Genomic DNA, 26,492 nt, shown 5'->3' on the forward strand with positions numbered 1-26,492 from the left:
GTGGTAACAATTCAGCTGTTTATATTCCATCATATCAGGTGGTAAACTATACAAGGTTAAGTAATTGTTGAGGAGGGAATCAGATGGCTGATCAAGAGGGAAGAAATGAAGAAGTCATCGATGAAGCCTTAGGAGAAAAAGAAATCAAACGCCTGGAGTTCCATGGCGGGGTATTTGCTGCAACGATTCCTTTGGTTTTCTTTATCATTTGGGCCATTGTCTTAAGTGTGGCAGGTCTTGTTACAGAGCAGGGGCTTGTCTTAGGAATTGTGATTGGAATCGGCCTCGGTCTGTTCTTTACTAAATCGAAATGGTCAGATTATGCGCAGAGTCTGATTACAGGGATGGCTCAGCCGGTAGGGATCGTTTCGATCATTGCCTGGTTCTGGGCCGGCATGTTTGCAAATATGCTGTCTGCCGGAGGACTGGTGGATGGTCTGATCTGGTTCGGCTTCCAAACAGGGCTGGAAGGTGGAGCTTTCGTCGGTATTACGTTTCTGCTCGCCGGCTTATTTTCCACAGCCGTAGGAACTGGATACGGTACGGTAGCCACGTTCGGTGTGCTTATGTATCCAGCTGGTGTCATATTAGGAGCGGATCCGGTGCTGCTTGTTGCAGCGATTTTAAGTGGAGCTGTATTCGGGGATAACCTGGCGCCTGTTTCTGACACAACGATCGTCTCTGCAACGACACAGGAAGCGGATGTCCCTGGAGTTGTCCGTTCCCGTTTTAAATACTCCATGGCGGCTGCTGTTCCGGCAATGATTCTTTTCATTGTTTTCGGCGGCGGTGGGGAACAAGGAAGCCAGCAGGTGATCAATGACCTGCAGAGCCAGGTGTCACCCAACGGTCTGTTGATGCTGGTGCCATTTGTACTCGTTCTTATCCTGGCGCTGAGAGGCCAGCATCTTCTGACGTCCTTATCATGGGGGATTCTTGCATCCGTGGCTTTCATATATTTGAGTGGCATATCCTTAAAGGAAGTGCTGTATATTCATTTCAATGAAGCAGGAGACCCTGTGATTGAAGGGGCCCTTATTGATGGAATCAGCGGATATTTCAATATGGCTGTTTTGATCCTGTTCATTCTTGCGGCGGCTTACATGCTTGAAGTAGGAGGGACGATGGAAGTGATTAAGAACTTCTTCCTCCGCATCATCAATGGTGTAGTCCGCAGAGCTGAACTCGCCATCTTTGGTATTGTAGCTTTCTTGAATGCCTTCATCACAATCAACACAGCGGCGGAAATTGCAGCGGCTCCGTTTGTGAGGAAAATCGGGAAGGAATTGAATATCCATCCATACCGGCGGGCCAACTTCCTGGATACAGTGACCTCTTCCCTGGGGTATATTTTCCCTTGGAGTGGTGGTGTCCTGCTTGCCTGGGCCACGGTTCAGGGAGCGGCAGACAAGTATGACTTCCTCCCCGTCGTTTCGCCTGGTGAAGTATTCCCGTATGTGTTCCAAGGATGGCTCCTTCTGCTTGTTATGCTGATCGCAGCATGGACAGGATGGGGGCTCCGTTACACCGGGAAGAACGGCGAAGAAGTGAAGCCTGAAAAGTAAACAGGATCGTCAAAGATAGAAAAAGCGCAGAGATTCGTCTCTGCGCTTTTCAACTGTAGACAAGAGACTGGACTTGTCATCCAGTGGATCTGTAGGTGGTGTGGAGAGATTTACCTCTGCGTGTTTTTCTACGCGTTTATAAAGCTTCCACAGTTTCTTTCATTTGATCAAGGTGGCGGAGTTCGTGCCAGCCGATGAATTCAATCCACTGCACCAAGTCCATGTCTCCGAAAGCGGGGTGGGGAAACACACGGTTCTTCAATGTTTCTTCATCTTTGTTATGAATGAGGAATAACGTAGCTTCCCTTGTTTTTTTCAATCCATCCTCGGCTTCTGCAATCGTTTGGCACGTACCTTCAGGCCGGACGGACTCAGGGGCTTCCACCTTGTAGTCCCTTTCCGTCGTCCGGTGGATCGGTTTTTCGGAAGTCTGCTGGATATCTCCCTGCTTTACTGCCTGCTTGATCTGGTAGACGACAAGTTGTTCCATCAGGTACAGGTGCTCCAGAATTTCAAGGACCGACCATTTTCCTTCCCCGGGCTTCTGTGCTGCCATTTCGTCAGAGACGGAATGGGCATACTCCAACAGCTGTTTTCTTTTCTCATCAAGACCATACATAAACAGGTCCTCCTCGTCCTTAGGTTGTTTGAATAGATCAAATAGAATCATCATTCCCCTGCCAGGTGGTGATGAAACCTTTCCTCCATTGTAAACGTAAAACGATAGACAAAGGTTTCATAAATGGTCTAACCCACCCCGGGGTGTGGTATAGAACTATAACCTACATAAAAGGAGGAATCTGTCATGGCAGACTATTCGATTGAGGAGTTTATCAGGGCGACGAAACAGGATGATTCAGAAAATGATTATTTTGAGCTGGAAACCCCGCGTATTCTCGAGGTGAACCTGATGGATCAGGTCTGGGCGAAATCCGGGGCCATGATTTCCTATAATGGGAATATCAAGTTTGAGAGAGAAGGGATTCTGGAGCACGGTGTAGGAAAAATGTTCAAGAAGGCGTTGACGGGAGAAGGCAGTTCGCTGATGAAAGCGACAGGGCGCGGACGTTTGTATCTCGCTGATCAGGGGAAAAAGATTACGATTTTTGACTTGGATAATGAAACCATTACAGTCAACGGTAACGATCTTCTCGCCTTTGAGCCGAGCATCGACTGGGATATCAAGCTGATGAAAAAAGTGGCCGGGATGGTTTCCGGCGGTCTGTTTAACGTGACCTTGAATGGCAGCGGACGTGTGGCTGTCACCTCCCATTACGAACCACTGACATTGCTCGTACGCCCGGGAGAACCGGTTATTACGGATCCTCATGCGACCGTAGCCTGGTCCGGGCATTTGGAGCCGAATTTCAAGACGGATGTAAGCTTTAAAACGTTTATCGGACGGGGAAGCGGGGAATCTATTCAAATGCAGTTCGAAGGAGAAGGTTTTGTCATCGTCCAGCCGTATGAAGAAATTGAAACAACAGGCAGTCAGTAAGACTTTTCTTTTGCGTGGACTGGCATAGTCATGCTAAAGTGTGAATACAATGATGATACAAAAAGAATCATCATTTATCCTTTACTTCGTTACTGAAACGTAGTATATTGATAATCAACATTAAATAAATAACGGAAACTTCTTATCCAGAGAGGCGGAGGGACTGGCCCTTTGATGCCCGGCAACCATCGAATCAATCCACGGATTGACGAGAACGGTGCCAATTCCTGTAGGATGAACACCATCCTAAAAGATGAGAGGATCGTACGGATTGATACGAACCCCTTTTCTTATGTGGATAAGAAAAGGGGTTTTTTGCATATCAGCATACCCGTCATGGCTCTCGATAGAAGTTGCGTTAAAGGAAAGGGAAGATGTAGATATGGCAACAGCAATTTTCGGCGCAGGATGTTTTTGGGGAGTAGAAGCATTTTTTGAGAAATTCGAAGGGGTAACGGCAACAACCGTCGGTTACATCGGGGGACATCTCGAAAACCCTTCCTATGAAGAAGTGAAACAGGGAAATACCGGTCATGCGGAAGCTGTCCGTATCGAATATAATCCTGCTGTCATTACGTATGCCAAACTGGTCAATATCTTTTTTGAAGCTCACGACCCGACACAGGTAAATCGTCAGGGCATTGATGTAGGACATCAATACCGTTCAGTGATCTTCTATACAGATGCAAGCCAGAAGTACATTGCAGAAGAAAAAATCAAAGAATGGAGTGCCAAAGGCATCTTCAAGCGTTCAATCGCTACACAGGTGGAAGAGGCTTCTTCTTTCTTTGAAGCAGAAGAGCATCACCAGAAGTACATTCAAAAACATGGCTCCGCAGCCTGTTCCATCGGCTGATGAAAAGCCCCACACTGAGGGGTTCAGCTTGTAGAGAAACCCCTGTTTCTTTACAAGCTTTTTTCTTTCTTCCCGAAAGGAGCGGTGCCCTTTCCGCGGACGAGCGAACGAGCTTCCTCGCAACACCCACGCTCGGCGGTCTCGGACCACTCGTTCTTCCGCAGGAGTGGAAAGGGCACCGCTCCTTGGGAGTTCTCTAACATCGAACAAGACTCTCCTTCACCCCGCTCATCCTTGCTGGATGGAGGAGAGGCTTGTTCATATTCCGGCAGCCAGCCGTTATCAGCGTCTGTTCTTTTCCTTTTTTTCCACGCAAGTGCGCAACAGCGCAGCCCGTGCCGTTCTTTTGAATCTGAGAACCTGCGTAGGGCGTGCCCGCGGCATTCATATACCGATAAGCGGAAAGTGGCCCTTCCCACGACTCATGGACAACTCTAACTGGTTAACACAGGATTTTTCTATAGCCAGAGCCCCTCAGTGAGGGGGCTTTTTTTATGGGGGAAAGTTCACTAGAATGGAGGAGATGAAGAGAGGAGGGAGAGGCTGTGTTGAATGATATCATCCTTATGGTCATGTGCGCCTTTATGGTTCTTGGAGCTCTTGATTACTACATATTGAATCACCGCCTTGCCTTAGGATGGCGTTTTTATGAAGCCTTTATGATGATGGGTCCTCTGGCCTTGTCCATGGTGGGGATCATCTCTCTGGCCCCGGTGCTGTCCAGATGGCTCGCGCCGGTCGTCACTCCATTGTTCCAGGCTGCAGGAGCTGATCCTTCGATGTTTGCTTCTATGCTGCTTGCCATTGATATGGGGGCTTATCCTCTGGCGGAATCGCTCGCGGCAGACAAAGGAGCGGCTGTTTTTTCGTGGGCTCTGCTTGGGACGATGATGGGCCCTACGCTTGTGTTTACCATTCCAGTTGCCTTGACCGTTGTAGCAAAAAAAGATCATCCTTTTTTCGCAAAGGGAATTCTTGCAGGAATGGTGACGATTCCAATCGGTTGTTTCATCGGCGGGTGGACAGCCGGCTATGAACCGGGGTGGATGCTTAGAAATCTGCTTCCGGCCATGATTCTATCCCTTTTCATCGCCGCCGGTCTCTGGCTCTTCACAGCCTTGACCATTCGTCTGTTTTCCTATTTCGGCAAAGCGGTCGAAATCATTATTATTTCAGGGCTTGCTCTCATCATTATTGAAACGTTAACAGGTATAACGGTTCTCCCCGGTATGGCTCCGTTATCAGAAGGGATGCTCATCGTGGGTAAAATCACTGTCACACTTGCAGGGGCTTATCCGCTGGTGGCGTTTATCAGCAGGCACGGCGAAAAAGTGCTCACCCGTGCGGGAAGACGTCTCGGGATGAACGCGGTATCGATGACAGGATTCATCGCATCGCTTGCTCATCATTTGCCGATGCTTGCCGTCATGAAGGACATGGACGATAGAGGGAAGACCATCAATGCGGCCTTTGCAGTCAGCGGAGCATTCGTATTCGGAAGCCACTTCGCATTTGTGGCCGGCGTCCAGCCGGACATGATACTTCCGGTGATCGTGGGCAAATTAAGTGCAGGTATTCTTGCTGTGAGTTTAGCCCTGATTCTAACGAGACAAGACGTTTCATTTTATGAAGAAGAAGATTCTTCGTATAATGAAGATTGAAATTGATCATAAAGGAGTTTTTCAAATGACGACAGATATGCGCAGACAATTTGACCAATACATCGAGAAATTCAAACAGAATGCCTCCCAGGAAGTTCAGGACAAAATGAGCGACGCCATTAATGAATTGGAAGCCTCTGAAGAGGGGAACGGTCTTTCCAAAGGAGAAAAAGCCCCGGACTTCATCCTTCCAGATGCCAAAGGTGGTCAGGTTCAGCTTTCCGAACAGCTGAAGCAGGGTCCTGCTATCGTAACTTTCTACCGCGGCGGCTGGTGCCCTTACTGCAACATGGAGCTGCGTGCCTATCAGGAAATCATGGATGATATTCATAATGAAGGAGCTCAGCTGATTGCTATCAGCCCGCAGACGCCGGATCAATCCATGACTACTCAGGAGAAAAACGACCTGGAGTATCACGTTTTGAGTGATGTTGGAAACAAAGTTGCTCAGCAGTTCAACCTTGTTTATGAGCTCCCGGATTATCTTGTAGATGTGTATAAGGATAAAGGATTGAATGTAGACAAGCATAATGGAGACGATTCCTGGACGCTTCCAGTATCCGCTACCTACATCATTGATACAGATGGTACGGTTGTATACGAATATACAAAATCTGACTATAAAGACCGTGCAGAACCTTCTGAAGTTCTCCAAGAGCTGAAAAAAGTAAACGCATAAGTCCAAAAAGATGCCCTCCATGGATGTGGAGGGCGTTTTTTTATGAGTGGAAAAATCCGAAAAGGTAGAAGCCGGCTGCCAGCATCAGCAGGACACTGACCTGGATGCAGATGCCAATGATGGAACAGATTTTTCCTGCCGTCGCAAAGTGCCGGCCGTTTTCTTTTTCCTCCTCTTCGCTGCGTAAGAAGGCATTGGCCATCACGATGCCGATGATGCCTGTTATTAATCCGGCGAGAGGGAGGAAGATGGACATGATGCCCAGTACGAGGGATGTCACAGCCTTTTGATACATAGAATGCTCCTCTCCTCCAAACAACCTTAGGGAGGTTATTTGGTATATCGGTTCGCATAGCTGCTGGCGGCGATTGAGTCGGGCTTGATTTTTGGTTCCATCCCAAGGGATTCAATCCTGGCCACCATTTCATTTACATACACTCTTGTCCGGTTCCGGTCACCGGAACCTATATCAATGTGTCCTTCCATTGTAAATGTCGCACCTTTGTAGATGTGAGGGAGGACAATATCAATTAACTCATTTTTCCGTTCTTCTGTAAAAAGGGAGGCAACCCGCTCTGTTAAAGATGTTTCATAGGAAATCCGCTCATGCAGGGTAGTCATTTCCCTGGGGATGACTTCTTTGCGGTAACAGGCCCAGGCCCCTTTTCCTACCCGCTGAATGACGACTCCGGTAATAAACAGCGTGCGGGAAGGGTGGACTTGTGAATCTGTTCCTACCATTAAACGGTAATTCCCGACAGGCTCCCGTTTCATAAATGTTAAAATATGTGAGAATACTTCTGCAAATCCCATTTTTTTATGCGTGAGGTTTTGAAACAAATCGAGCTGGTGCACATGTGCCATCTCCTTTTTTATTTCTAGGCAGTGGAGTGTGGGGGATAAGTGTATTCCCTTTTTTCTCCTTGGGCAATCCTTGATTGTCCTGCCGTGAAACTGTCTCCATCCAAGCAGCTGTGACCATTCTGTTATTAGGATATTCATAGACCTGCTTGAAAGATAACATGTTTTTAAATAGAGTATGTGTGCATTCTGCGCAATTTATGTAAAAAATAGTCAATGTGCAGAGGAAGAGGAGTGAAAGGACTGGAAAACCTGGATCCATATCCTGCCCGTTGGAGAAAATGCATGGCACTGGAAAAAGGGACCTGGTGGTGAGTGAAACAGGCCCTAGAAAATAAAAATCCAGCAAAGAATAATAGTGATCACAAAAGTGATCGCGTAGATCGTGGAGAGTAAAGGAATGCTTCCTTGATCTTTTTTATCGGATTTCAAGTGCTGCAGATCCTCTTCCGGGGTCAGCTGGTTTTCCGACTTGTCCATGTTTTTGGCAATGACAACCGTACTGACCAAAGCGGTAATCGACAAAACAATGATGATGGCATAGTACAAAGGATACATTGAACATCCGCCCCCCTGATTAAAGTCTTACCTTCATTATAATAGAAAGCGGGCGGATGTTGGAAATGTTCCTGATTTACATATGTTCCGGCGCAGCCATTCCAAGCAGACGCAGCCCTTCCTTCAGCACGACGGCAAATGCGTAAACGAGCGTCAGGCGTTCCTGTTGGGAAGGGGAGCCGATAATTTTTGATTTGGCATAAAAGTGATTGAATGTTCGGGCAAGGTCCAGCAGGTAACGGGCGATTTTAGAGGGATCATTGGTCGTACATGCCATTTGAGTCATTTCTGGAAATGCACGGACCGCCTTTACTAATGGCCAGGCTTCAGGGTCGTCAACCGCCGGCTGCGGAGTGTCTGCCGAAAATCCGCCTTTACGTAAAAGCGAGCATGCGCGGGCATGAGTGTACTGCAGATATGGACCGGTATTTCCTTCAAAAGTAAGCATATCCTCGAGAGAAAATTCAATATCATGACGTCGATCCTGCTTTAAATCGTGAAAAATCACGGCTCCAACTCCGACTTGGCGCGCTGTTTCTTCAGGATTCGTGAGGTTGGGATTTTTCTCTTTCATATTCAAGAGTGCCTGCGCTACGGCTTCCTTCAGAGCTTCTTCCAACAAAACCGTCTTCCCTTTTCTCGTAGACATCTTTTTTCCATGCTGCAGAATCATCCCGAACGAGACATGCTCCAATCGGTCTGCCCACTCAAACCCGGCCTTTTTCAATACAAGCTTCATCTGCTGAAAATGAAGGGACTGTTCACTGCCAACAACATACAAACTTTTTTCGAAAGGATAAGACTGATAGCGGTCAATGGCTGCAGCGAGATCACGGGTGGCATACGTAGTGGTGCCGTTGCTTTTACGGATCAGACAAGGGGGCATTGTATCGCCCAGTTGAACCACATCCGCTCCTTCTGATGTTTCCAACAGACCCTTTTCATCCAAAAGTTTGATGACAGGCTCCATTTTGTCCGTATAATAAGCCTCACCACGAGTCCAATCAAAATCCACTCCAAGCATTTCATATAACGTGTTGAATTCGTTCAGGGAGGCTTCGCGGAACCAGTTCCAAAGGGTGAGCGCCTCCGGGTCCTGGGATTCCAGCTTCTTGAACCATTCTCTGCCTTCTTCAATGAGGGAAGGTTCTTCCTCGGCAGCTTCGTGGAATGTCACATATAGCTTAGTCAGTTCCTTGATTGGATCAGCTTCGACGACATCTGGATCACCCCAGCGGGTGTAGGCGGCCAGAAGTTTCCCGAACTGTGTCCCGTAATCTCCGATGTAGTTGACCTTTACGGGAGTATAGCCGCACTTGTCCATGAGATTGGCCAGGGCGTTTCCAATGACGGTAGAGCGGAGGTGACCCATGGAGAAGGGTTTGGCGATGTTCGGAGAGGACATATCTAAGACTACGTTTTTCCCCTCCCCAAAGGTATGGCTGCCATAAGCTTCAGGGTCCTCAAGAACTTGATTCAACGTATGTTCGGTAATGAACGAGCGGTCAAAGAAGATGTTGATATAACCACCCTGGACCTCTACCTGATCAAAAACAGGGTGGTTCAGTCTGGAGGCGATTTCTCCTGCAATGATGACTGGTTTTTTACGCATCGACTTGGCTAGAGCGAAGCAGGGGAAGGAGACATCCCCAAAGGATGCCTTTTTCGGTACCTCCAACATGGACTCCACCCATTCGCGTGGATAATCCTCTCCGAGTATGTGAGATATTTGAAGTGCTGTCATTTGCTTTTCCATCTATGCTCCTCCTTTTCCATATAAAAAGGCCCCGTCTCTAAAAAAGAGACGAGGCCTGGACTCGCGGTGCCACTCTTATAGCTGAATGTAAATCAGCCGCTTGAATTTGATAACGGGGTGTCCCCGGATCTTCCTACGTGTGTTTCAGAAGACCATCTCCAAAGTCCGGTTCACCGACAGAAGGACATCCGGGCTTCCACCACCCCCGGTTCGCTGTGACCTTCCCGCCGGCTACTCTCTTTGTCATTGATTTTGAATAGTTGAAAAGATTATATCGGATTTCCAGCGACGATGCAATGTTTCATGTAAAAAGGGTCCATGTGGTAATGCGGGGCGTGATACGCGCCAACGTAAGAAGCCGCGTTTTGTAAAAATACAGTAAATAGGCCTCCATAACGATCGGTTCTGGAATAAATTTCATAAATTTTCACATTTTAAACTGGGTATATAAACCCTTTTAATTCCCATAAATTTATAATGATCCCGTTCATGGAAAATAACGTGTGTAAAAAGGCGCATATGAATGAGAGCGGTTTCTTTTATCCTGTCAGAAAATGAACCATTCGATGGTGTTCAGGCAAGACTGCCTGATAAGTAAAGCCGGCTTATCATTTGTTTATACAAAACATTCATGAATGCTCGAACGTATGGGACAGCGATGTACGTCTGTTGTGCTGTTTAAGGAGTATTTGAAAAACATCTTTCAAGCAGGAATAGGAAACTTTGATTATGACAAATAGATAACATTTGTATGACAAATAGATAACACTTCCATATAAGCCTGTGAGAAAGTAAATCCATCACCAACGAGCGGAGGATGTACGCATAGGAAGATGGGGGAGGAATTTTCTATCTAATTACATAATACTTTACTACCTTTTGACGTTTATTCTTGATGTGATAGTGTTGTTTTGCAATCAGATTTCGACACATTTTTTGGAAAGGGAGGTGACGTATGGGAATGATTCCGAGTTATTCACCCGACCGTTTATACAGCATGATGGTTCAAGCGGTGAAGACTCATTTGAACGAAGCCGTCCTTGCCCGGATGGCTGAGCGGTTTATCTCCTATAAGAAAGCAGAAGGGTTTTCCTTTTCGCCGTTGACGCAGCTGCACTTTCACATCCATAGCAGGAAAAAGCATGAAGGGGTGTATGTTCTATCGGCAGCTATCGAGTTTTTAATACTGGCTCTCGATATCCTGGATGATCTTCAGGATGAAGATGCTGGCGATAAACCTTGGAGTCAGGTGTCTTCTGCCTCGTCCATGAATATTTCGACGGGGTTTTTGATGCTGAGCATGCAGCTGATGCATGAATCCCCTTTTCAAAAAGAAACATCTTCGGATGCTCTTCAGGCCATGCACCAGCAGGTCCTGCAGGCGGTGAATGGTCAGCACGCCGACCTGAATGAATCCGCTTCTACGGAAGAAGAGTTTCTAAGGATGATCAGGCGGAAATCCGGTTCGCTGATGGCATGTGCCTGTATGGCCGGAGCAGCTTTTCAACAGAATGAAGACCTTTCAGGCGTTCGTTTGTATGCGGAGAGTTTTGGAATTGCGGCTCAGTTAGTGAATGACCTGCAGGACATTGTGCGTTTCGATGCTAAAAATGATCTCATTAACAAGAAGTGGACCCTCCCTGTATTTCTGCTCCTGCGGGAAAGCAGTGAGGAAGCCGGCTGGATACGTGATTACTATGCAGGCCGTGTCGATCAATCGTTTATCACAGATAGAAAGCAGCCGTTATTTGAGTGGGTATCCCGGTCCCCTGTCAAACCATATATCCAGGTGCTGATCAGGAAATATCAACGGCAGGCGCTACGGGAGCTGGACGTGTTTCAGGCAGGACAGGCTTGGAAGGAACAAATGAGGAAGAGGATTGAAGATTTATAAAAGATGGATCTTGCATAAGGAGGAAACAATCATGCTATTTGAATTGGTTCAGAAGATTGTACAAAATCCAGCGCTTATGAATGCTGTGAAAGAGGGAAAAGCCGACCTTCCGGGTGTTTCTGAAGTGGAAAAGGAAGCCCTTATTGATGTGTTCGCATCCGAAGACCTCCAGGGCATAGAGTGGAGAATGTGTTACTGGAAGTAATCCATGATAGAGATCCTGAAAGCCAGAGATACTCTGGCTTTTTTGACGTTATAAAAGAAAGGGAATGGAAATGGCTCGAATAAAAAGTAAGAGATTTATCTTTTATTTTAGTTTTATCTTTGTTGTTGCTCTTTATTTAATTTTCGTAACGATGACAAAAACATATGTAGGTATCGATGTCAGTGAGAATAAAGAAAGATCCTTGATCGTGACGAAAGTGGATTCGATTGGCTGGGCTGCTCACCGGAAAATAAAAGAGGGAGATCGTGTTATTGAAGTCAATCACCAGGAGGCAGCCAGGTATCACTCCATTCAAAATTACGGGGTGATCGGTAACCTTAACCAGATGAAGGTCATGAGAGCAGGAACCGAGTTGGAATATAAGGTCCAAAACCCGATGAACTATAATACGCTGCTTTATCATACCATACTGCCGACGGTTGTATTTTTCGTTTTATTTTCGTTTTCATTACAAGTCTATGTAAAAAAACGGGGGGACCCGGTTGCGTTTTATCTGATCGCCTTTCTTCTGGCTGTTGGTATTGGGTATTTAAGTGCAGGCGCTTCTGCGAGAACGGATACTCTTGCGAGGATCATCAACAGTTTCAGCTTGATGATGGTTCCTGTGCTGTTTCTGCATTTTCATTATCAATATTTCTTGAAATACGAGATTCATCTGATTAAAAAGCGCCTATTGGCTGCGGTCTATTCCATTAATCTGGTTGTCGTTCTTATGGATATCATATCTATTTTCTGGATGTCTCTGGGGCATTATGAAGTGATCCGCAATACGCAGCTGATTCTTTTTTCCATGGAGATTCTTATCGGTTTGAGTGTTCTCCTGTATTCTTATCTGACCTTTCGGAAAACCATACATAAGTCGATTTTTCAAAATGCGATTTTCGGAATCATCGTCTCGTTTTTTCCTTTTATCTTCTTGACGGCGCTGCCTAATGCAGTTGTCGGCGTTGAACTGATTCCTGCGCCTGTAACCGCGGTATTCCTCATCTTTCTGCCGATCTTTTTTCTTTATCTCGTGCTGACGGATCGGATATTTGATATTGACTTTATTAACAGCCGTTTGCGGTACTATGCGGTCATTTCTTTCCTGTTGACGGCTGTGGTTATGATTCTGCTCGTTTTCTTTACGAATCTGGATGACCTGCAGTGGATCAGACTGGGGATTCTAACCTACGGACTCTTGATTTTGTTTTTCTATTTTGAAGAAAAGTTTTCTCTTCGTTCCAAATGGTTTGGAGATAAGTTTAACTATCAGCTGAGTCTTGATCGGTTTTCCTATGATGTAGCAAAAATATTAAAAAAAGAAGAGCTGGATGACCGGCTGCTCCGTGAAATCAAAGAGGTGCTTCCAGTAGAGCATGCCTGCCTGTTCTCCTATGACAAAATAGAAAATGAGATGAACCTCATTGCGGGAGATGAATCCATCCCCTACCCATTGATTCAGACGTATATCTCCTATAAAGGAACGTCGTTGTCCATAGGAATGCCGTTTCTATTAGAAGATGGATTAGGGTATGTGCTTAGTGAAAAGCATGATACGGTCGATATATTATGGATTGAACAAAAAGTCAACCGGACACCGTTCAACCAGGATGAGCAGCGTTGGCTGAAAACCATCGTCCAATATACAAGCATCGTATATGAAAATTTTCAATTGATTGAAGGAGTGACCGAAGATTTAAAAAGTTCGATCCAGGATGAACGACGTGTACCTTCGTGGATGCTTCGGTTCATGTTTAAGCTTTCAGAAGAGGAAAGAGCAAGACTTTCCGCCGACCTGCATGATTCTGCTCTTCAGGAACAGCTGGTGTGGTATCGGAAAGTAGAAGAAATAGCCGCCTTGGATCATTTGGATCGTCATGTAAAAGATGAACTCTCTGACGTACAGGAAGGTTTGCTGGGGGTTGTCAGTCAGATTAGGGAAACGTGCACCTTTCTCCGTCCTCCTTTTCTTAAGGAAACGGGTTTTGTGGAAGCATTATCCTACTTGATTGACCATTATCGTCAGCGGGAGGACTTTCATATTGACTATCGATATAATCATTTCACAGCTGATCTTGGGGATGAACAAGCTCTCACGCTTTATCGCATTGCGCAGGAACTGTTGAATAATGCGTCCAAGCATTCGAAGGCGGAATTAATTGAATTTGAACTGAAGAATGATGGAGATATGGTAATGCTATCCTATAAGGATGATGGAGTGGGCGTTCAGAATAATCAACAGAAGCCGTCAACAAAAAGCATGGGCTTAACGGGAATCAGACAGAGAGTCAACAGCCTCGGAGGGAGTATGGAATTCTTTTCACAGGAAGGATCAGGCGTTGAAGCCGCCATCTTAATTCAGGCGGAGGGATGAAGGAAACGATTGGAAAAAGGTTGGAGAAGAGGAGAGGTTTGATGGTTTCGATATTATTGGTGGATGATCATCCGGCTATTGGTGAAGGGTCCAAATTAATCATTGAAAGAGAGAGTGATATGGTTGTAACCATTGCAGACAGTCCTGGGAAAGCTTTGGAAATCTTAAGGGAGCAGAGCTTTTCAATTCTGCTGTTCGATCTGCGTATGAAAGGGATGAATGGCATTGAGCTGACCAAACATGTACGGGCTGAAGGACATACTTCGCCGGTACTCATCTATACAGGTCACGATGTAGGTCCTTATTTCAATACATTAGTGGAGTCTGGAGCTTCGGGGTTCATCAGCAAGACGGCTCCGCGGGAAGAATTGATTGAAGCGATCCGTTACGGGGTGAAGGGGAAAGCAATCGTTCCCGTCTCCCTTCTCGAACAACTAAGAAAAAATGAGGTCCGTGTTGAAGAAATGCCTGAACATGAGCTGCCGGATCGTGACGTTTCCGTTACGTCCAAAGAACAGGAAATCCTCAAAGAGGTTGCCAAGGGGAAAAGCAACAGGGAAATCGCTCAGATTTATTTTAAGAGTCCACGAACGATTGAATACAACTTAACGGAAATCTTCAAAAAACTGCAGGTAAAGACAAGAGCGGAAGCTGTGTTGAAATCCAAGCAGTGGGGGATTATCACGGATGATATGGATTGAACCAGCTCAAGAAGCGTCATCTATAAACCTATGGGCGTAGTTTAGGGGGATCTTCTATATATAGAAGATCCCCCTTTGGCTGTAGAAAAAGCCTGTGTTTACCAGTTAGAGTTGTCCATTTGTTGTATGAAGGGTCACTTTCCGCTTATCGGTAAATGAATGCCGCGGGTACGCCCTCCGCTGACTTGGTCAGGAAGGCCGCCTGCCCAAGTGGTTCTTCAGCCCCTGCTGTTCCCGCATCCTTCACCAATGAAAGCTCCTCGTGCCGGGTTAGAATAGATTGGAGAGAGGGTGTGCCCTAAGCAGGTTTGCAGATTCAAAAGAACGGCACGGGCTGCGTTATTGTCGCTTGCGCGGAAAAAGAATGTACGCGAACAAGCGTTACTGACGGCGGCCTGCCAAAACATGAAAAAGACTGCCCTTCACCTATCCAGGGTGAGATAGGTGAAGGAGAGTCTTTTTCGGTGAAGGGCGGGCGAATACCAGGAGACTCCTGCGGAAAAACGGGCGACCCGAGACCCCGCAGTGTGGGTTTTCACGAGGAGGCTCGGGCGTTCGTCCGCGGAAAGCGAGTGGTATTCGCCCGCACGAACTGCACAAAAAAAGCTTGCAGAAGAACACGGGGGTTCTCTACAAGCTGGGGGATCTTCTATTACATAGAAGATCCCCCTTTTATTTTTCACAGCCTGTCTTTTTTCCCGAGGTCGCTTAGATGCTCGGACGAATCTTCAACTGCATCCTTCACTTATTCTTTGGCATCGTCCCAATATCGATAGGCATGGACAGTATAGCCCTGGTAGGAGGAATAGGAACGGAATGCCTCATCAACGAGGGAAAGCTGATTCTCCATGACCTCTTTTCCTTCCTCATAGAACGAAATATGTGGGTGGGAAGGATTTTCTTTGATTTCTACGGAAATAAGAAGATCTTTTCCAAGCTCTTCAGAAAAATTGACTTCATTCTCAGCAGCTTGAATGATGCCCTCTGCTTGATCACGGAAGGCCATAACTGAGGTGTGATCCATCAATCCGATTACCCATTCATTAAAAGGCGTTTCCGGGGATCCCGGGGTTTCTATATCATCAAACCACATGGCCATGTCCATACTGGCCTCCAAGTCCGAGTCTTCTTTTGTTTCTTGTACAAAGCGTTCCAAGTTGCCCATCCATTGTTTCAATACAGATGCCTGATCGGTGGACCATGATGGTTCTACATAAGGCTCGATATCCAGGTGGATGCCATCAAAGGACTGGTTTTCGTTTACCTCCTGATTGTAGGATTTCACATAATCCACAAGTTTTAAAATCCGGTGTTCTTCTTCCTTCAAGGCCCAGGAAGGGTGTCCACCCATGGCATGTACTTCGATTCCGGCTGCATCTGCGGCTTCCACGAAGTGGGAATAGGCGCTGTAGGGCTGGGATAGATCCAGACGTGTATAGAGCAGATTAATATTGTTTTCTTTTGCGAAATCCAGGATTTTATCTTTTTCATTGATAAGGGTTTCCGCTTCCCATACGTATGTTCCTCGCTTCTGTTCTTTTTCCATGTCCTCTTCGGAAGGTGTTTCCTCCTGCTGTTTTAGATTCGCATAATCATCGATGGCATAACCCGCATAGGAACTGTGCTCCCCAAGGTGTTTATCTATCAGATCGAGGTGCATATGCATACTCTCCGGTCCCTCTTCATAAAAGGTCGTCCAATTCCTCCCTGTTTCTGCTGTCGTTATGCCGATGAGGATCTGTCTTCCTGCCTGGTCTGCGGCCTCTAATTCATTCTCGGTCAAGGCTGCGATTCCATTGGTCGTTTCCAGCGTATCCCGGAAGGCAAGAATGGTCGTATGGTCAAATTGTTGAATCACCCATTCATGAAAAGGAACGTCAGACTGTCCGGGTGTTTCCATTTCATCCAACCAAAAAGGGATGGAATGACTGATTTCAAGTGCCCTGTCTTCCGGGACCGATTGAATCCCTGCTGTGATATTCGCTTTCCATTCACGAAGGACCCGGGGCTGGTCGTCATACCATTCCTCCAAGTATTGGGGCTGGACTTTGAAATGAATACCAGCAAACTGCTGGTCCGGTGAGACGGATTGGTTGTATTCCATTACCTCATCCACAAAAGCATCATATCTCCCCTGATTTTCCCCAAGGGCCCATGAAGGTTCTCCGCCAAGGGCATGGACCTCGATCCCTTTGCTGTCTGCTTCCTGAATGAAGTCTGCCGTTACCTGTGGATCCTCTTCTATTCCTTTCAGATATAAAACATTGATGCTGTTCTGCCCGGCGGTCTCCAGAATGGATTCTTGTTCTTCGCCGAGTTCCGTTTTTTCCACCCACATGGCCCTTTTGTATTCTTCTGACTCTGAAAAGCCAAAGAGAGGGAGCGAGAGAGCGGTGAGCATTAAAGATAGACATAGGATTCGATTCATTGTTTACCTCCAAGTGTGTAAGTGATGAGTTTTTAACCGGATTTCTGCCAAACGTACCCTTCTGTTTCTTTCTCTTTATCCGGGGGGCCCGCAACTGATGAACCAGGTATTTTTGAAAGCGGTTCATCTATCCCCGCTTCTGAATCCGAAGCCCGACCCCCTGATAAAAAGGGCGCGGATTTTGTCGGATTTTTGCGGAGGGTTCCGAAATAGAAATTCGCTGTTCCGAAACTGGGTTTTCGATGAAGTGTCCGGACCCCCGTGTTAGCGTTATAAACGTAGCGAGGCAATACACTAACAATCTAAACGCTCTACATTAAGTTTGCAACACTAAAAAAATTTTCCCTAAAGCAAAATTTGAAGGAGGGGGATAAATGAGATGGAAGGGGAAGGGGCTCGCTGTTCTCTTTTTTATAACAGTAGCTGGCAGTTGGTTTTTAGTGGGATCAACAAAGATGACGGAAAGCGAACAGCTCCAAAATGGGAGCCAGCTGACATTTCGTACGCAGGGCGAGCAATTCGAAGTCTATCAGGATGAAAGCTGGTCACCGCTTTTTATTAAAGGGATAAATATGGGAGCCACTTTGCCCGGCCATTTCCCGGGAGAACTTCCCATTTCTAAAGACGACTACCTCCGCTGGTTTGAAATGATTGATGAAATGGGAGTGAACACGATTCGGATTTATACGATCCATCCTCCTGTTTTCTACGAAGCGCTGGTGGAATACAACGAAGATACCCAAGGGGATCCTCTTTATTTCATGCAGGGGGTCTGGTCTCCGGTGAATATCATGGATGACACGGGAGATGCTTTATCCAACCGTGTGCTGCAGGCTTTTAAGCAAGAGATTGATCATGCTGCAGGAGCGGTTTATGGAGACATCCGGATACCTGAGCAGGATGGGAAAGCAAGCGGGAACTATACGGCGGATGCCGGCCCTTATTTGGCTGCCTGGCATATTGGAACGGAATGGAATCCTGATCTTGTTCAACAGACTAATGATAAACACAGCGATGATCCAGCTTTCAGTGGCACATATTTTGGAACCACCGAAGATGCCTCCCCCTTTGAAAGCTGGTTAGCTGAACTTTTGGATTACACAGCAGAGCAGGAAAGTGAAAGAGGGTGGCAGCATCCGATGACCTTTACCAATTGGATGACAACCGATCCTCTGGAGCATCCGCAGGAACCCCAGAAAAGAGAGGATATGGTGAGTGTCGATCCCACACATATTGAGGAAACGAACTGGGCTGCCGGCTATTTTGCTTCGTATCACGCTTACCCGTACTATCCGGACTTTTTAAGGTTCACCGATGAGTACGATGACGTAAAAAATGAAGATGGAAAGGTAGATACATACCTCGGATACTTGAAAGATTTGAAAGATTATCATGAAGGACTGCCTGTCATGATCAGTGAATTCGGAGTTCCTTCATCCAGAGGAAGTGCTCACAATGGTCCTTTAGGCCGGGATCAGGGCGGACATAGTGAACAAGAGCAGGGAAAACATGCTGTCGATCAGCTTCACCATATATACAACGAAGAATTCTCGGGGGCTCTGCTTTTCACCTGGCAGGATGAGTGGTTTAAGAAAACGTGGAATGCCATGCCTTTGAGTACAGATCACAGGGAGGCGTTCTGGTATAACACGTTATCTGCTGAACAATCCTACGGTGTTTTAGGCATGTACCCGGAAAAAGCTGATGATGTGGAGATTGATGGTGATCTCAAGGATTGGCAGGAACTGGAGAAGGAAGACGTGGAGAAAATCCCTGCACCGCTCACTGATTTGAATGTGACCCATGACGAAGGGTATGTGTACATTTCCGCGCGATTACCAGAGGACATCGATTTGGAGAAGCAGTCTGTTTATGTCGGTGTCGATAGTGTGGATGGAGGAACAGATCCTCCTCAACACCTCCACGGCATCCAACTGGAAGAAGGACTGGAGACAATGATACGTCTCAGTGCATGGGAAAAAAGTGAAGTGTTGATCGAATCCACCTATGATTTCCATACGCGTCTCTATGAAGAAGCTTCCGGCAGCGGTCAGGAGGGAACCTTCCAACCTTGGAAAATGGCTGTCAGTCTACCATTGAGGCATCCTTTGACAAAAGAGGAAATTCCATTTGAAGCCGTAGAGGTGGGACAGATGGACCGCGCTTCCCTTGTGAATCAGGCAGAGGCCGACTGGGAAATCAAAGGCCGTGTGCTGGAGATGAAAATCCCCTGGGGACTGTTAGGGTTCTCAGATCCGAGTACAAAACAGGCGGTCGGTTATCCTTCTTCTGAGCAGATGGAAGGGGATCTTCCTAAAGAGACGGTGGATGGCATCCGCCTCCTCCCCTGGATCTATGATAAAGAATCAGAGGAAATCCGTGGGTTAAGCAGCTCAGTTTCTACAGAGCCGTACCCGATCTACGAATGGAAGGAATGGCAGGAAACAGCGTATGAAGAAAAAAGAAAGGCAAGCTATTACATGATGAAAGAAGCCTTACAGGGATTGGAACAATAAGGAAGGAGGTTCTCCATGTATATCAACGTTCAAATCGCTTACTACATGATTGGGGTTTTACTCATTCTCATGACCGCATTCATTATGGCGACGTTAAGTTTGAAATGGAATAAAAAACGTGTAGAAAAGCGGAGAGCGCAATGTCTGGTTCAACATAAAGATTATCTGGAATATGTACAAATGCACTTAGGAGAAGAAGACCGGTTAAGACCCCCCGGCGGCTCTCTGACAACCTTTGAACGACGAGTGCTGCAGAGCGAGCTTGTCCAATGGATCAATCAGCTGGATGGGATTTACCGGCAGCGGCTGTTAAGGCTGTGCGGGGATCTCGGGCTGGTCGAACACAATTTAAAGCGGTTGGGCAGTCATCGGCCGCTTGTCCGGTTGGATGCCGCGTATCACCTTGGAGCATTGAGGGCACCTGAAGCCACATCCTCTCTGCTTTCCCTGCTGTATAAGAAGCGTGTGGATTCTTCCTCCTTCATCTATGCACGGGCGGCTGCTCAAACGGCCACACAGTTAAGTGAGATGGGCGATCTGCTCCGTTTCCTTATTGAGAATGGGAAGCAGGATGTTCATTTGACAGCAGACATCACAAAGGAATCTGAACTTGATTTAACACAGTTATTTATCACATTCCTGCATGAAAAGAATCCCAAATATGTGAAGCTCGGGCTTATTGGTCTTCAGAACAGCGTGAAGGCTGATCTGCCTGACCGTATTCAGGAACTGACGAAATCGGATGATCGTGACATTCGTATGAACGCAGCTAAACTGCTGATTTCCTCGGTTGACTTATCTGAAGAGGATGTTCAATTTTATCTTGCTTTCCCGGACTGGGAGGTCCGCAGACTTTTTGCTGAATGGATTGGGAGATCTGGTCTCATTCAATACATTCCCTTGTTATCCACCCGGCTGGAAGATGTAAACTGGATGGTCGCTCGTGCGAGTGCAGCGAGTCTAGTCCGTATGGGAGACGAAGGGTTTGAAGCCCTGTGCCAATTGGCTGTTGGAGATGGAAGTGAGCATGGAAGGGCCGTGGCCATGGAATTCATCGAAGAAAATTTGAAGCAGTCAACCTCCCCATCTTCCCATGTCGAGGACATCATGAGTCACAACCATAAAGAGTTTCTGTACAAGAAGTATTTTGAAAATCACCAGACATTAACAAACGTCATGTAAGGAAGGAGGATGAAGAATGAGAGAGATCCTGCTGTTCTATGGAATTTTTGCCATGTATTACGTAGTTACGATCAACACCATTTACTTCGGAATTATCTTATTTTCCTTCCGGAGAATACTAGGAATTATGAAGGAAACCTTCTACTCAAAGTATGAGGCCCTGTCCGGATCCAAACATGTCCCGCCCATATCCATCCTTGTTCCAGCTTTCAATGAAGAGCTGACTATCAAGGAAAATGTCAGATCCCTGCTGGCCCTCCATTACCCGGAGTTTGAAGTGATTGTGGTGAATGACGGATCGGGAGACAAAACCCTCGATACCTTAATCGAGGAGTTCCAATTAAAATATCATCCCCCGAATATGATCAAAGATACGATTGCTACAGCTGAGGTCAAAGGGGTTTACTACAATCCGGATTATCCAACTCTCTATCTTGTAGATAAAGAGAATGGTGGAAAAGCAGATTCCCTGAATGCCGGCATTAACTTATCGAATTACTCACTGATCTCATCGATCGATGCGGATTCTTTACTCGAAGAAGATGCGCTGATCCGGATTGCCAGAAAGTATATGGAAAATCCTGAGGAGAATGTGGCGATTGGTGGGAACGTGCGGATTGCCAACGGCTGCCGTATCCAAAACGGGATGGTGAAGCAGGTCAATCTTCCGAAAAAATTACTGCCGATGTTCCAGACCGTAGAGTACTTAAAAGCGTTTCTAGGCGGACGGATCGGCTGGAGTGACGTCAATGGACTGATTATCGTTTCCGGTGCTTTCGGTGTCTTTAAGAAAGAATACGTTGTAAAAGTCGGAGGCTACCGCGGGGGTTACCCTGGGGAGGATATGAACATTATCATTAAGCTTCACCGCTACATGCTGGATCACAAGCTTCCCTACAAAATCGATTTTTGTCCGGATGCAGTCTGTTGGACGCAGGCTCCCGACACGTTCAAGATTCTCGGCAGTCAGCGTAAACGCTGGGGCCGTGGAAATTTGAAAAATATGATTGAAGAAGGGCGCTTCATGTTCCTGCGTCCGAAATACAAGATCATGGGTATGTTAACGATCCCATATAACATTATTTTTGAAACTTTGAGCCCTTATTTCCGAATTACTGGTTTTCTCGCCATTCTCGGTTACAGCTTCATGGACATGACCGGATGGAAGCTCATGGGAATCTTCATGCTGATTAATGTTCTGTACGGAACACTGCTTGGCTTAGGTTCGCTGCTTTTGGAGGAAATGGCCTTTCAGCGCTACCCGAGAGTCCGCGATTATTTCAAGATGATTTTGTACACGGTTTTGATGTTCTTCGGATACCGTCAGCTGGGGATTTTATGGAGGTTCCTCGGTCACATCGACTTTATGCGGAAAAACAACTCCTGGGGAACGATGGTACGAACCAGTTGGAATGAAGACGAAGACGAAGACAAGGAAAAGGCCGCATAACCGAACGAAAAAAGGAGGGTGGAAAATGGCAGCGACTCATATTGGTTCCCGGATCATTCAATCGTTCAATCATTTTCTTCACTATTATCAGAGCAGCCAATTAAAGTGCGGGATCATTCTGGCCCGTGCAGATATGAATGAAGCAGAGGTCGGGGAAATGGAAGCGTATTTGGAAAAGGAAGAGCCGGGTACCGCCTTTCAAGTCAGTTACGATCCACAGGAGAAGATTCTTGGCATCCTGCTTGATGGCTGTGCCTTGGCGTATACCCATTTTCTATCGCTGCACGTGAAAGATGTGTTAAGCCGGAACCGCCAGCTCACCGGAGATTTATGGGTGGGGAGCTTTCCTGAAAACAGCGACCACGCAGAACAAATGATGTTTGACATGCTTTGGAGAATCATTGATGGAAACCACGAAACGAACGATATCCATGTTTATCAAGGACAGAAGGAAAAGGGTCCATCAACGAAATCCGTGCTGCTTGTTGATAGTGATCAAAGCTTAGTTCAGTTATTGACAAACTACCTGCAGGGAAAAGGTTATGTCGTCCATACAGCAGAAGACGGGAAAACGGGCGTGGATGTCTATCAAAATGTCCTGCCGGATCTCGTCATTACGGAAATCAATCTGTCCGCTCTGGGAGGCTATCAGTTCATCAATCAAATCAAGAACATCGACGAAGCCTCCAAAAAGTCGACAGCGATCATAGTTCTTACAAATAAACAATTGGAAGAAGATGTGAGGCGCACGTTTGATTATGGTGTCTCCGATTATATGACCAAGCCCTTTTCACTTGTAGAGCTTGAAGCACGGATGAAAAGACTCGTGAGCGTTTCTAAATAAATCTTATAAAAGAGAGGGATCAGGAATGGGATATTTTGAACAGCTGTCTCAGAAGATTGAAATGAAGAAAGCAAATATCGGAGTTGTCGGTATGGGGTATGTCGGGCTGCCACTGGCTGTCGAAATGGTGAAGTCAGGATTCAACGTATGTGGCATCGATTTGGATCAGAAGAAGATTCAGTCGCTGCGTGAAGGGCATTCCTACATCAACGATATTGCGGATGAGGATTTGCAGCAGGCGCTTGCCACAGATCGGTTCTTTCCAACAAGTGACTATGAAGTTGTCAAAGACCTTGATGCGGTCAGCATTTGTGTCCCTACCCCATTAAGTGAGAACCAGGATCCGGATACTTCCTATATTACAGGCGTGATCAACAGCATGAAGCCCTTTATGAAAAAAGGAATGCTCGTGACGCTGGAAAGCACCACATATCCGGGGACGACCGAAGAACTGATTTTGAAAGAATTCAATCGTATGGGATACGTCGAAGGCGAAGATATCTTCCTTTGTTATTCACCTGAGCGCGTGGATCCAGGGAATCAGTCCTTCAACACGCATAACATGCCGAAAGTTATGGGCGGCATGACAGAAAAATGTAATACAGTCGGAGGGCTTCTCTACAGAAATTACATTCCAAACGTTGTTCCTGTTACGTCACCAAAAGTTGCAGAGATGTCCAAGCTTCTAGAAAATACGTTCCGAAGCGTCAATATTGCTTTTGTCAATGAGATTGCAATGATGTGTGAACGTATGGATATCGATGTGTGGGAAGTGATTGATGCAGCGGCAACGAAACCATTCGGCTTTATGAAGTTCCAACCGGGACCTGGAATCGGCGGTCACTGTATCCCTCTGGATCCGATGTACTTGTCCTGGAAAGCCAAAGGATTCCGCTTCTATAGTAAGTTCATCGATCTGGCCCAGTCGATCAACAGCAACATGCCGGACGTTGTCGTTGGAAAGACGTCACAGGTATTGAACATTCATGGGAAGTCCATCAATGATTCTAAAATCCTTATTCTCGGTATGGCCTATAAACCGAATATCAGTGATCTTCGTGAATCGCCGGGGCTGTATCTCTATGAACTATATAAAGAAAACGGAGCAAAGGTGGAGTATCACGACCCCCATGCCCACAGCTTCCTGGATGATGATGGTGACGTCGTCCACTCGGTTCCTTATGATAAAGAACAGCTGAAAGAGTACGACTGCCTTGTCATGGTCACGAATCACAGTGACTTTGATTATCATGAACTGGCGGAATTAGGAGTTCCGATTGTAGATACAAGGAACGCTTTCCAAGCCTTCGATCAACCACACATTCATAAACTTGGGACGGCTTCGAAAGTGAACAAGAAACAGCACGAATCCATTGCTCTGTAATCAATCAAAGAAAGCTTAAAAACTACTTATTATAAAGGGGATGAACGACAATGTGCGGAATCATGGGATATGTTGGAGATAAAGAAACACAGCGTGTATTAACAGAAGGACTGCGTAAGCTGGAATATCGCGGCTATGACTCTGTTGGTATCGCATTGAACAACGGGGAAACCCTTCAGCATGAGAAGTCTAAAGGAAGACTCGAAGTGTTGGAAGAAAAATTGGAGGGGGCTCCGCTTTCTGGGTCGATCGGAATCGGTCATACCCGATGGGCTACACACGGACGCCCTTCCGATGAGAATTCCCACCCGCATCTGGATGAGCAATCCAAATTTGCTGTCGTCCATAACGGCATTATTGAGAACTATATGGAAATTAAGCGGGAAATGAAGGAGGAAGGCTATTCCTTTACTTCTGAAACGGATTCCGAAGTGATTTCCCACTTATTCTCTCATTTATATGATGGAGAAATAGTATCGACCATCCAGAAAGTGGTGGATAGACTTGAAGGAGCCTATGCGCTTGGAATAGTTTCTGAGCATGATCCAGAGCGGTTGTATGCTGTGCGTGAAGCCAGTCCCCTCATCATCGGATCCGGCGATGGAGAATCCCTGATCAGCTCCGACATCCCCGCTCTGCTGGAACATACACGTGATGTTTATATTTTGGAAGACGGCAAGATGGCAATCCTTTCAAAAGAAGGTGTCACGTTGATGGAAACGGAGAGAGGAAAGGAGTTGACACGCGATATTTTCCGTGTGGACTGGGATATGGAACAGGCTGAGAAAAATGGGTATGATCACTTTATGCTGAAAGAGATCTTCGAACAGCCGACGGCACTTCGGAAAACGATGACCGGTCGTCTTGATCAGGAAGCGAAACGTGTGGACTTCGAGGAACTGCAGTGGTCACCTGAAACCATTCAGCAATGGAACAAAATTACGATTGTAGCCTGTGGGACAGCTTATCATGCAGGGTTGATCGGTAAGCATGTAATCGAGGAACTGACACGTATTCCAGTCGATGTTGAAGTGGCTTCGGAATTCCGCTATCGACGCCCGATCGTAGACGAGAAGACATTGGTCATTGTTGTCAGTCAATCTGGAGAAACAGCAGATACTCTGGCCGCGCTGCGTCAAAGTCAACACCTTGGAGCGAATGTTCTGGCCATAACGAACGTTGTCGGAAGCTCCATCGCCCGTGAAGCAGATGAAGTGATTTTGACAATGGCCGGTCCGGAGATTGCTGTAGCTTCTACAAAAGCGTACACCACACAAGTGCTGTCATTCTACCTATTAGGTCTGTATCTTGCTGAAAGCAAACAAACCATCACCGAACAAAACTACAAGCAGCTGATTGAGTCCATCATCGAACTGCCGGAGAAAATCGAGGGCATGCTGGAGCACTCTCAGGGAATCCGCTGGTACAGTGATTCCATCAAAGATGCCAAAAGTGTCTTTTTCCTCGGCCGGGGACTGGATCATGCGGTTGCGTTGGAAGGATCGTTGAAACTGAAGGAAATCTCCTATATTCATTCGGAAGCTTATGCAGCAGGGGAATTGAAGCACGGAACGCTGGCCTTGATCGAAGAAGGGACACCAGTCGTTGCTCTCATTACACAAGATGAAGTGAGTGAGAAAATGCTCGGGAATGTCAAGGAAGTAAAAGCCCGTGGAGCGCAGGTGCTGGGGGTCGCAGAAGAAGGGAATCTGGATATATGGGAGTATGTAGATGAAACGTGCTATATTCCGAACACTCCATCCATTCTGACACCGCTGCTGACAGTCGTTCCTTTACAATTGATCGCTTATTATACATCGCTCGCTCTTGGTAACGACGTCGACAAACCAAGAAACCTTGCGAAGAGCGTTACGGTCGAGTAGGTATCCAAATGATGGAGGTCATGGAACGGCAGCAGACAAAACTGAATAAAAGTAATTTAAAAGGGCTGATGCTTGGGGTTTATGAAAAGGTGGAGAACGAAAGCATCCAAACGGACCGTCAGATTATTGATGAGGTGATGGAGCAGTTAAGACCAATCATCCAGCCGATCGAGGAATAACTACGAATGGGGGAA

At 46.5% G+C, this 26,492-nt stretch carries 22 protein-coding genes, 1 pseudogene, 1 riboswitch and 1 other annotated feature; of the genes and pseudogenes, 17 read left to right on the forward strand and 6 right to left on the reverse strand.

From position 1 onward, the window contains the following. The first annotated feature begins 83 nt into the window (after positions 1–83). Positions 84–1,565, forward strand: a complete 1,482-nt coding sequence (locus ACXAD6_RS02685) for a Na+/H+ antiporter NhaC family protein (protein WP_474967528.1) — start codon at positions 84–86, stop codon at positions 1,563–1,565. A 136-nt stretch (positions 1,566–1,701) separates the two neighbouring features. Here ACXAD6_RS02685 and ACXAD6_RS02690 read toward each other — a convergent pair whose 3' ends face one another. Continuing rightward, positions 1,702–2,238 (reverse strand): DinB family protein, encoded by a 537-nt coding sequence (locus ACXAD6_RS02690; protein WP_474967529.1) that lies wholly within the window; start codon positions 2,236–2,238, stop codon positions 1,702–1,704. A 132-nt stretch (positions 2,239–2,370) separates the two neighbouring features. Between ACXAD6_RS02690 and ACXAD6_RS02695 the strand changes: the two genes are divergently transcribed. The 4 genes from ACXAD6_RS02695 to ACXAD6_RS02710 all read left to right on the forward strand — a co-directional run bounded on the left by ACXAD6_RS02695 (position 2,371) and on the right by ACXAD6_RS02710 (position 6,259). Next, on the forward strand, positions 2,371–3,063 hold the full coding sequence (locus ACXAD6_RS02695) for an AIM24 family protein (protein WP_474967530.1): 693 nt from the start codon (positions 2,371–2,373) through the stop codon (positions 3,061–3,063). 139 nt (positions 3,064–3,202) lie between these two features. Beyond that, positions 3,203–3,323, forward strand: a riboswitch (SAM riboswitch). A 122-nt stretch (positions 3,324–3,445) separates the two neighbouring features. Continuing rightward, a complete protein-coding gene (gene msrA / locus ACXAD6_RS02700) occupies positions 3,446–3,919 on the forward strand; it encodes a peptide-methionine (S)-S-oxide reductase MsrA (protein WP_474967531.1) in 474 nt (157 codons plus the stop codon). 545 nt (positions 3,920–4,464) lie between these two features. Beyond that, positions 4,465–5,580 (forward strand): ethanolamine utilization protein EutH, encoded by a 1,116-nt coding sequence (gene eutH, locus ACXAD6_RS02705; RefSeq protein WP_474967532.1) that lies wholly within the window; start codon positions 4,465–4,467, stop codon positions 5,578–5,580. 25 nt (positions 5,581–5,605) lie between these two features. Continuing rightward, on the forward strand, positions 5,606–6,259 hold the full coding sequence (locus ACXAD6_RS02710) for a peroxiredoxin-like family protein (protein WP_474967533.1): 654 nt from the start codon (positions 5,606–5,608) through the stop codon (positions 6,257–6,259). A gap of 40 nt (positions 6,260–6,299) precedes the next feature. On the opposite strand, the gene ACXAD6_RS02715 is transcribed toward ACXAD6_RS02710, so the two are convergent. The 4 genes from ACXAD6_RS02715 to argS all read right to left on the reverse strand — a co-directional run bounded on the left by ACXAD6_RS02715 (position 6,300) and on the right by argS (position 9,434). Then, the gene (locus ACXAD6_RS02715) at positions 6,300–6,554 is read right to left on the reverse strand and encodes a DUF4190 domain-containing protein (protein WP_474967534.1); all 255 of its coding nucleotides are present in this window, start codon (positions 6,552–6,554) and stop codon (positions 6,300–6,302) included. 35 nt (positions 6,555–6,589) lie between these two features. Beyond that, the gene (locus ACXAD6_RS02720; RefSeq protein WP_474970351.1) at positions 6,590–7,072 is read right to left on the reverse strand and encodes a ribonuclease H-like YkuK family protein; all 483 of its coding nucleotides are present in this window, start codon (positions 7,070–7,072) and stop codon (positions 6,590–6,592) included. A gap of 375 nt (positions 7,073–7,447) precedes the next feature. Continuing rightward, a complete protein-coding gene (locus tag ACXAD6_RS02725) occupies positions 7,448–7,678 on the reverse strand; it encodes a hypothetical protein (RefSeq protein WP_474967535.1) in 231 nt (76 codons plus the stop codon). A gap of 76 nt (positions 7,679–7,754) precedes the next feature. Next, complete coding sequence (argS, locus tag ACXAD6_RS02730) at positions 7,755–9,434, reverse strand: arginine--tRNA ligase (RefSeq protein WP_474967536.1); 1,680 nt, start codon at positions 9,432–9,434, stop codon at positions 7,755–7,757. 41 nt (positions 9,435–9,475) lie between these two features. After that, positions 9,476–9,690 (reverse strand) — a binding site (T-box leader). A 699-nt stretch (positions 9,691–10,389) separates the two neighbouring features. Between argS and ACXAD6_RS02735 the strand changes: the two genes are divergently transcribed. The 5 genes and pseudogenes from ACXAD6_RS02735 to ACXAD6_RS02755 form a co-directional block, all read left to right on the forward strand. Continuing rightward, the gene (locus ACXAD6_RS02735; protein ID WP_474967537.1) at positions 10,390–11,328 is read left to right on the forward strand and encodes a polyprenyl synthetase family protein; all 939 of its coding nucleotides are present in this window, start codon (positions 10,390–10,392) and stop codon (positions 11,326–11,328) included. Between the two features lie 31 nt (positions 11,329–11,359). Further along, positions 11,360–11,533, forward strand: coding sequence for a competence pheromone ComX (gene comX / locus ACXAD6_RS02740; protein ID WP_474967538.1), 174 nt, complete (start codon positions 11,360–11,362; stop codon positions 11,531–11,533). A gap of 151 nt (positions 11,534–11,684) precedes the next feature. Beyond that, a complete protein-coding gene (locus ACXAD6_RS02745) occupies positions 11,685–13,910 on the forward strand; it encodes a sensor histidine kinase (protein ID WP_474967539.1) in 2,226 nt (741 codons plus the stop codon). Positions 13,911–13,951: 41 nt separating this feature from the next. After that, a complete protein-coding gene (locus ACXAD6_RS02750; RefSeq protein WP_474967540.1) occupies positions 13,952–14,611 on the forward strand; it encodes a response regulator transcription factor in 660 nt (219 codons plus the stop codon). Between the two features lie 307 nt (positions 14,612–14,918). After that, positions 14,919–15,055, forward strand: a pseudogene (locus ACXAD6_RS02755) (transposase); the annotation flags it as partial. 301 nt (positions 15,056–15,356) lie between these two features. On the opposite strand, the gene ACXAD6_RS02760 reads toward ACXAD6_RS02755, so the two are convergent. After that, on the reverse strand, positions 15,357–17,039 hold the full coding sequence (locus ACXAD6_RS02760; protein ID WP_474967541.1) for a hypothetical protein: 1,683 nt from the start codon (positions 17,037–17,039) through the stop codon (positions 15,357–15,359). A gap of 374 nt (positions 17,040–17,413) precedes the next feature. On the opposite strand from ACXAD6_RS02760, the gene ACXAD6_RS02765 reads away from it, so the two are divergent. From ACXAD6_RS02765 to ACXAD6_RS02795, 7 genes are read left to right on the forward strand one after another with little or no spacing between them, the layout of a single operon-like run. After that, the gene (locus tag ACXAD6_RS02765) at positions 17,414–19,555 is read left to right on the forward strand and encodes a hypothetical protein (RefSeq protein WP_474967542.1); all 2,142 of its coding nucleotides are present in this window, start codon (positions 17,414–17,416) and stop codon (positions 19,553–19,555) included. 15 nt (positions 19,556–19,570) lie between these two features. Next, entirely contained in the window at positions 19,571–20,737 is a 1,167-nt protein-coding gene (locus ACXAD6_RS02770; protein WP_474967543.1) for a HEAT repeat domain-containing protein, read from the forward strand. 16 nt (positions 20,738–20,753) lie between these two features. Beyond that, positions 20,754–22,187, forward strand: a complete 1,434-nt coding sequence (locus ACXAD6_RS02775) for a glycosyltransferase family 2 protein (RefSeq protein ID WP_474967544.1) — start codon at positions 20,754–20,756, stop codon at positions 22,185–22,187. A 25-nt stretch (positions 22,188–22,212) separates the two neighbouring features. Then, positions 22,213–23,031 carry a response regulator transcription factor gene (locus ACXAD6_RS02780; protein ID WP_474967545.1) on the forward strand — a complete coding sequence of 273 codons (819 nt, stop codon included), beginning with the start codon at positions 22,213–22,215 and terminating at the stop codon, positions 23,029–23,031. Between the two features lie 25 nt (positions 23,032–23,056). Then, the gene (locus ACXAD6_RS02785) at positions 23,057–24,415 is read left to right on the forward strand and encodes a nucleotide sugar dehydrogenase (RefSeq protein WP_474967546.1); all 1,359 of its coding nucleotides are present in this window, start codon (positions 23,057–23,059) and stop codon (positions 24,413–24,415) included. A 50-nt stretch (positions 24,416–24,465) separates the two neighbouring features. Further along, on the forward strand, positions 24,466–26,298 hold the full coding sequence (gene glmS, locus ACXAD6_RS02790; RefSeq protein ID WP_474967547.1) for a glutamine--fructose-6-phosphate transaminase (isomerizing): 1,833 nt from the start codon (positions 24,466–24,468) through the stop codon (positions 26,296–26,298). An 8-nt stretch (positions 26,299–26,306) separates the two neighbouring features. Continuing rightward, positions 26,307–26,477, forward strand: a complete 171-nt coding sequence (locus tag ACXAD6_RS02795; RefSeq protein WP_474967548.1) for a hypothetical protein — start codon at positions 26,307–26,309, stop codon at positions 26,475–26,477. Positions 26,478–26,492 lie beyond the last annotated feature (15 nt).

Source organism: Halobacillus sp. ABH2_015 (genome assembly GCF_056158945.1).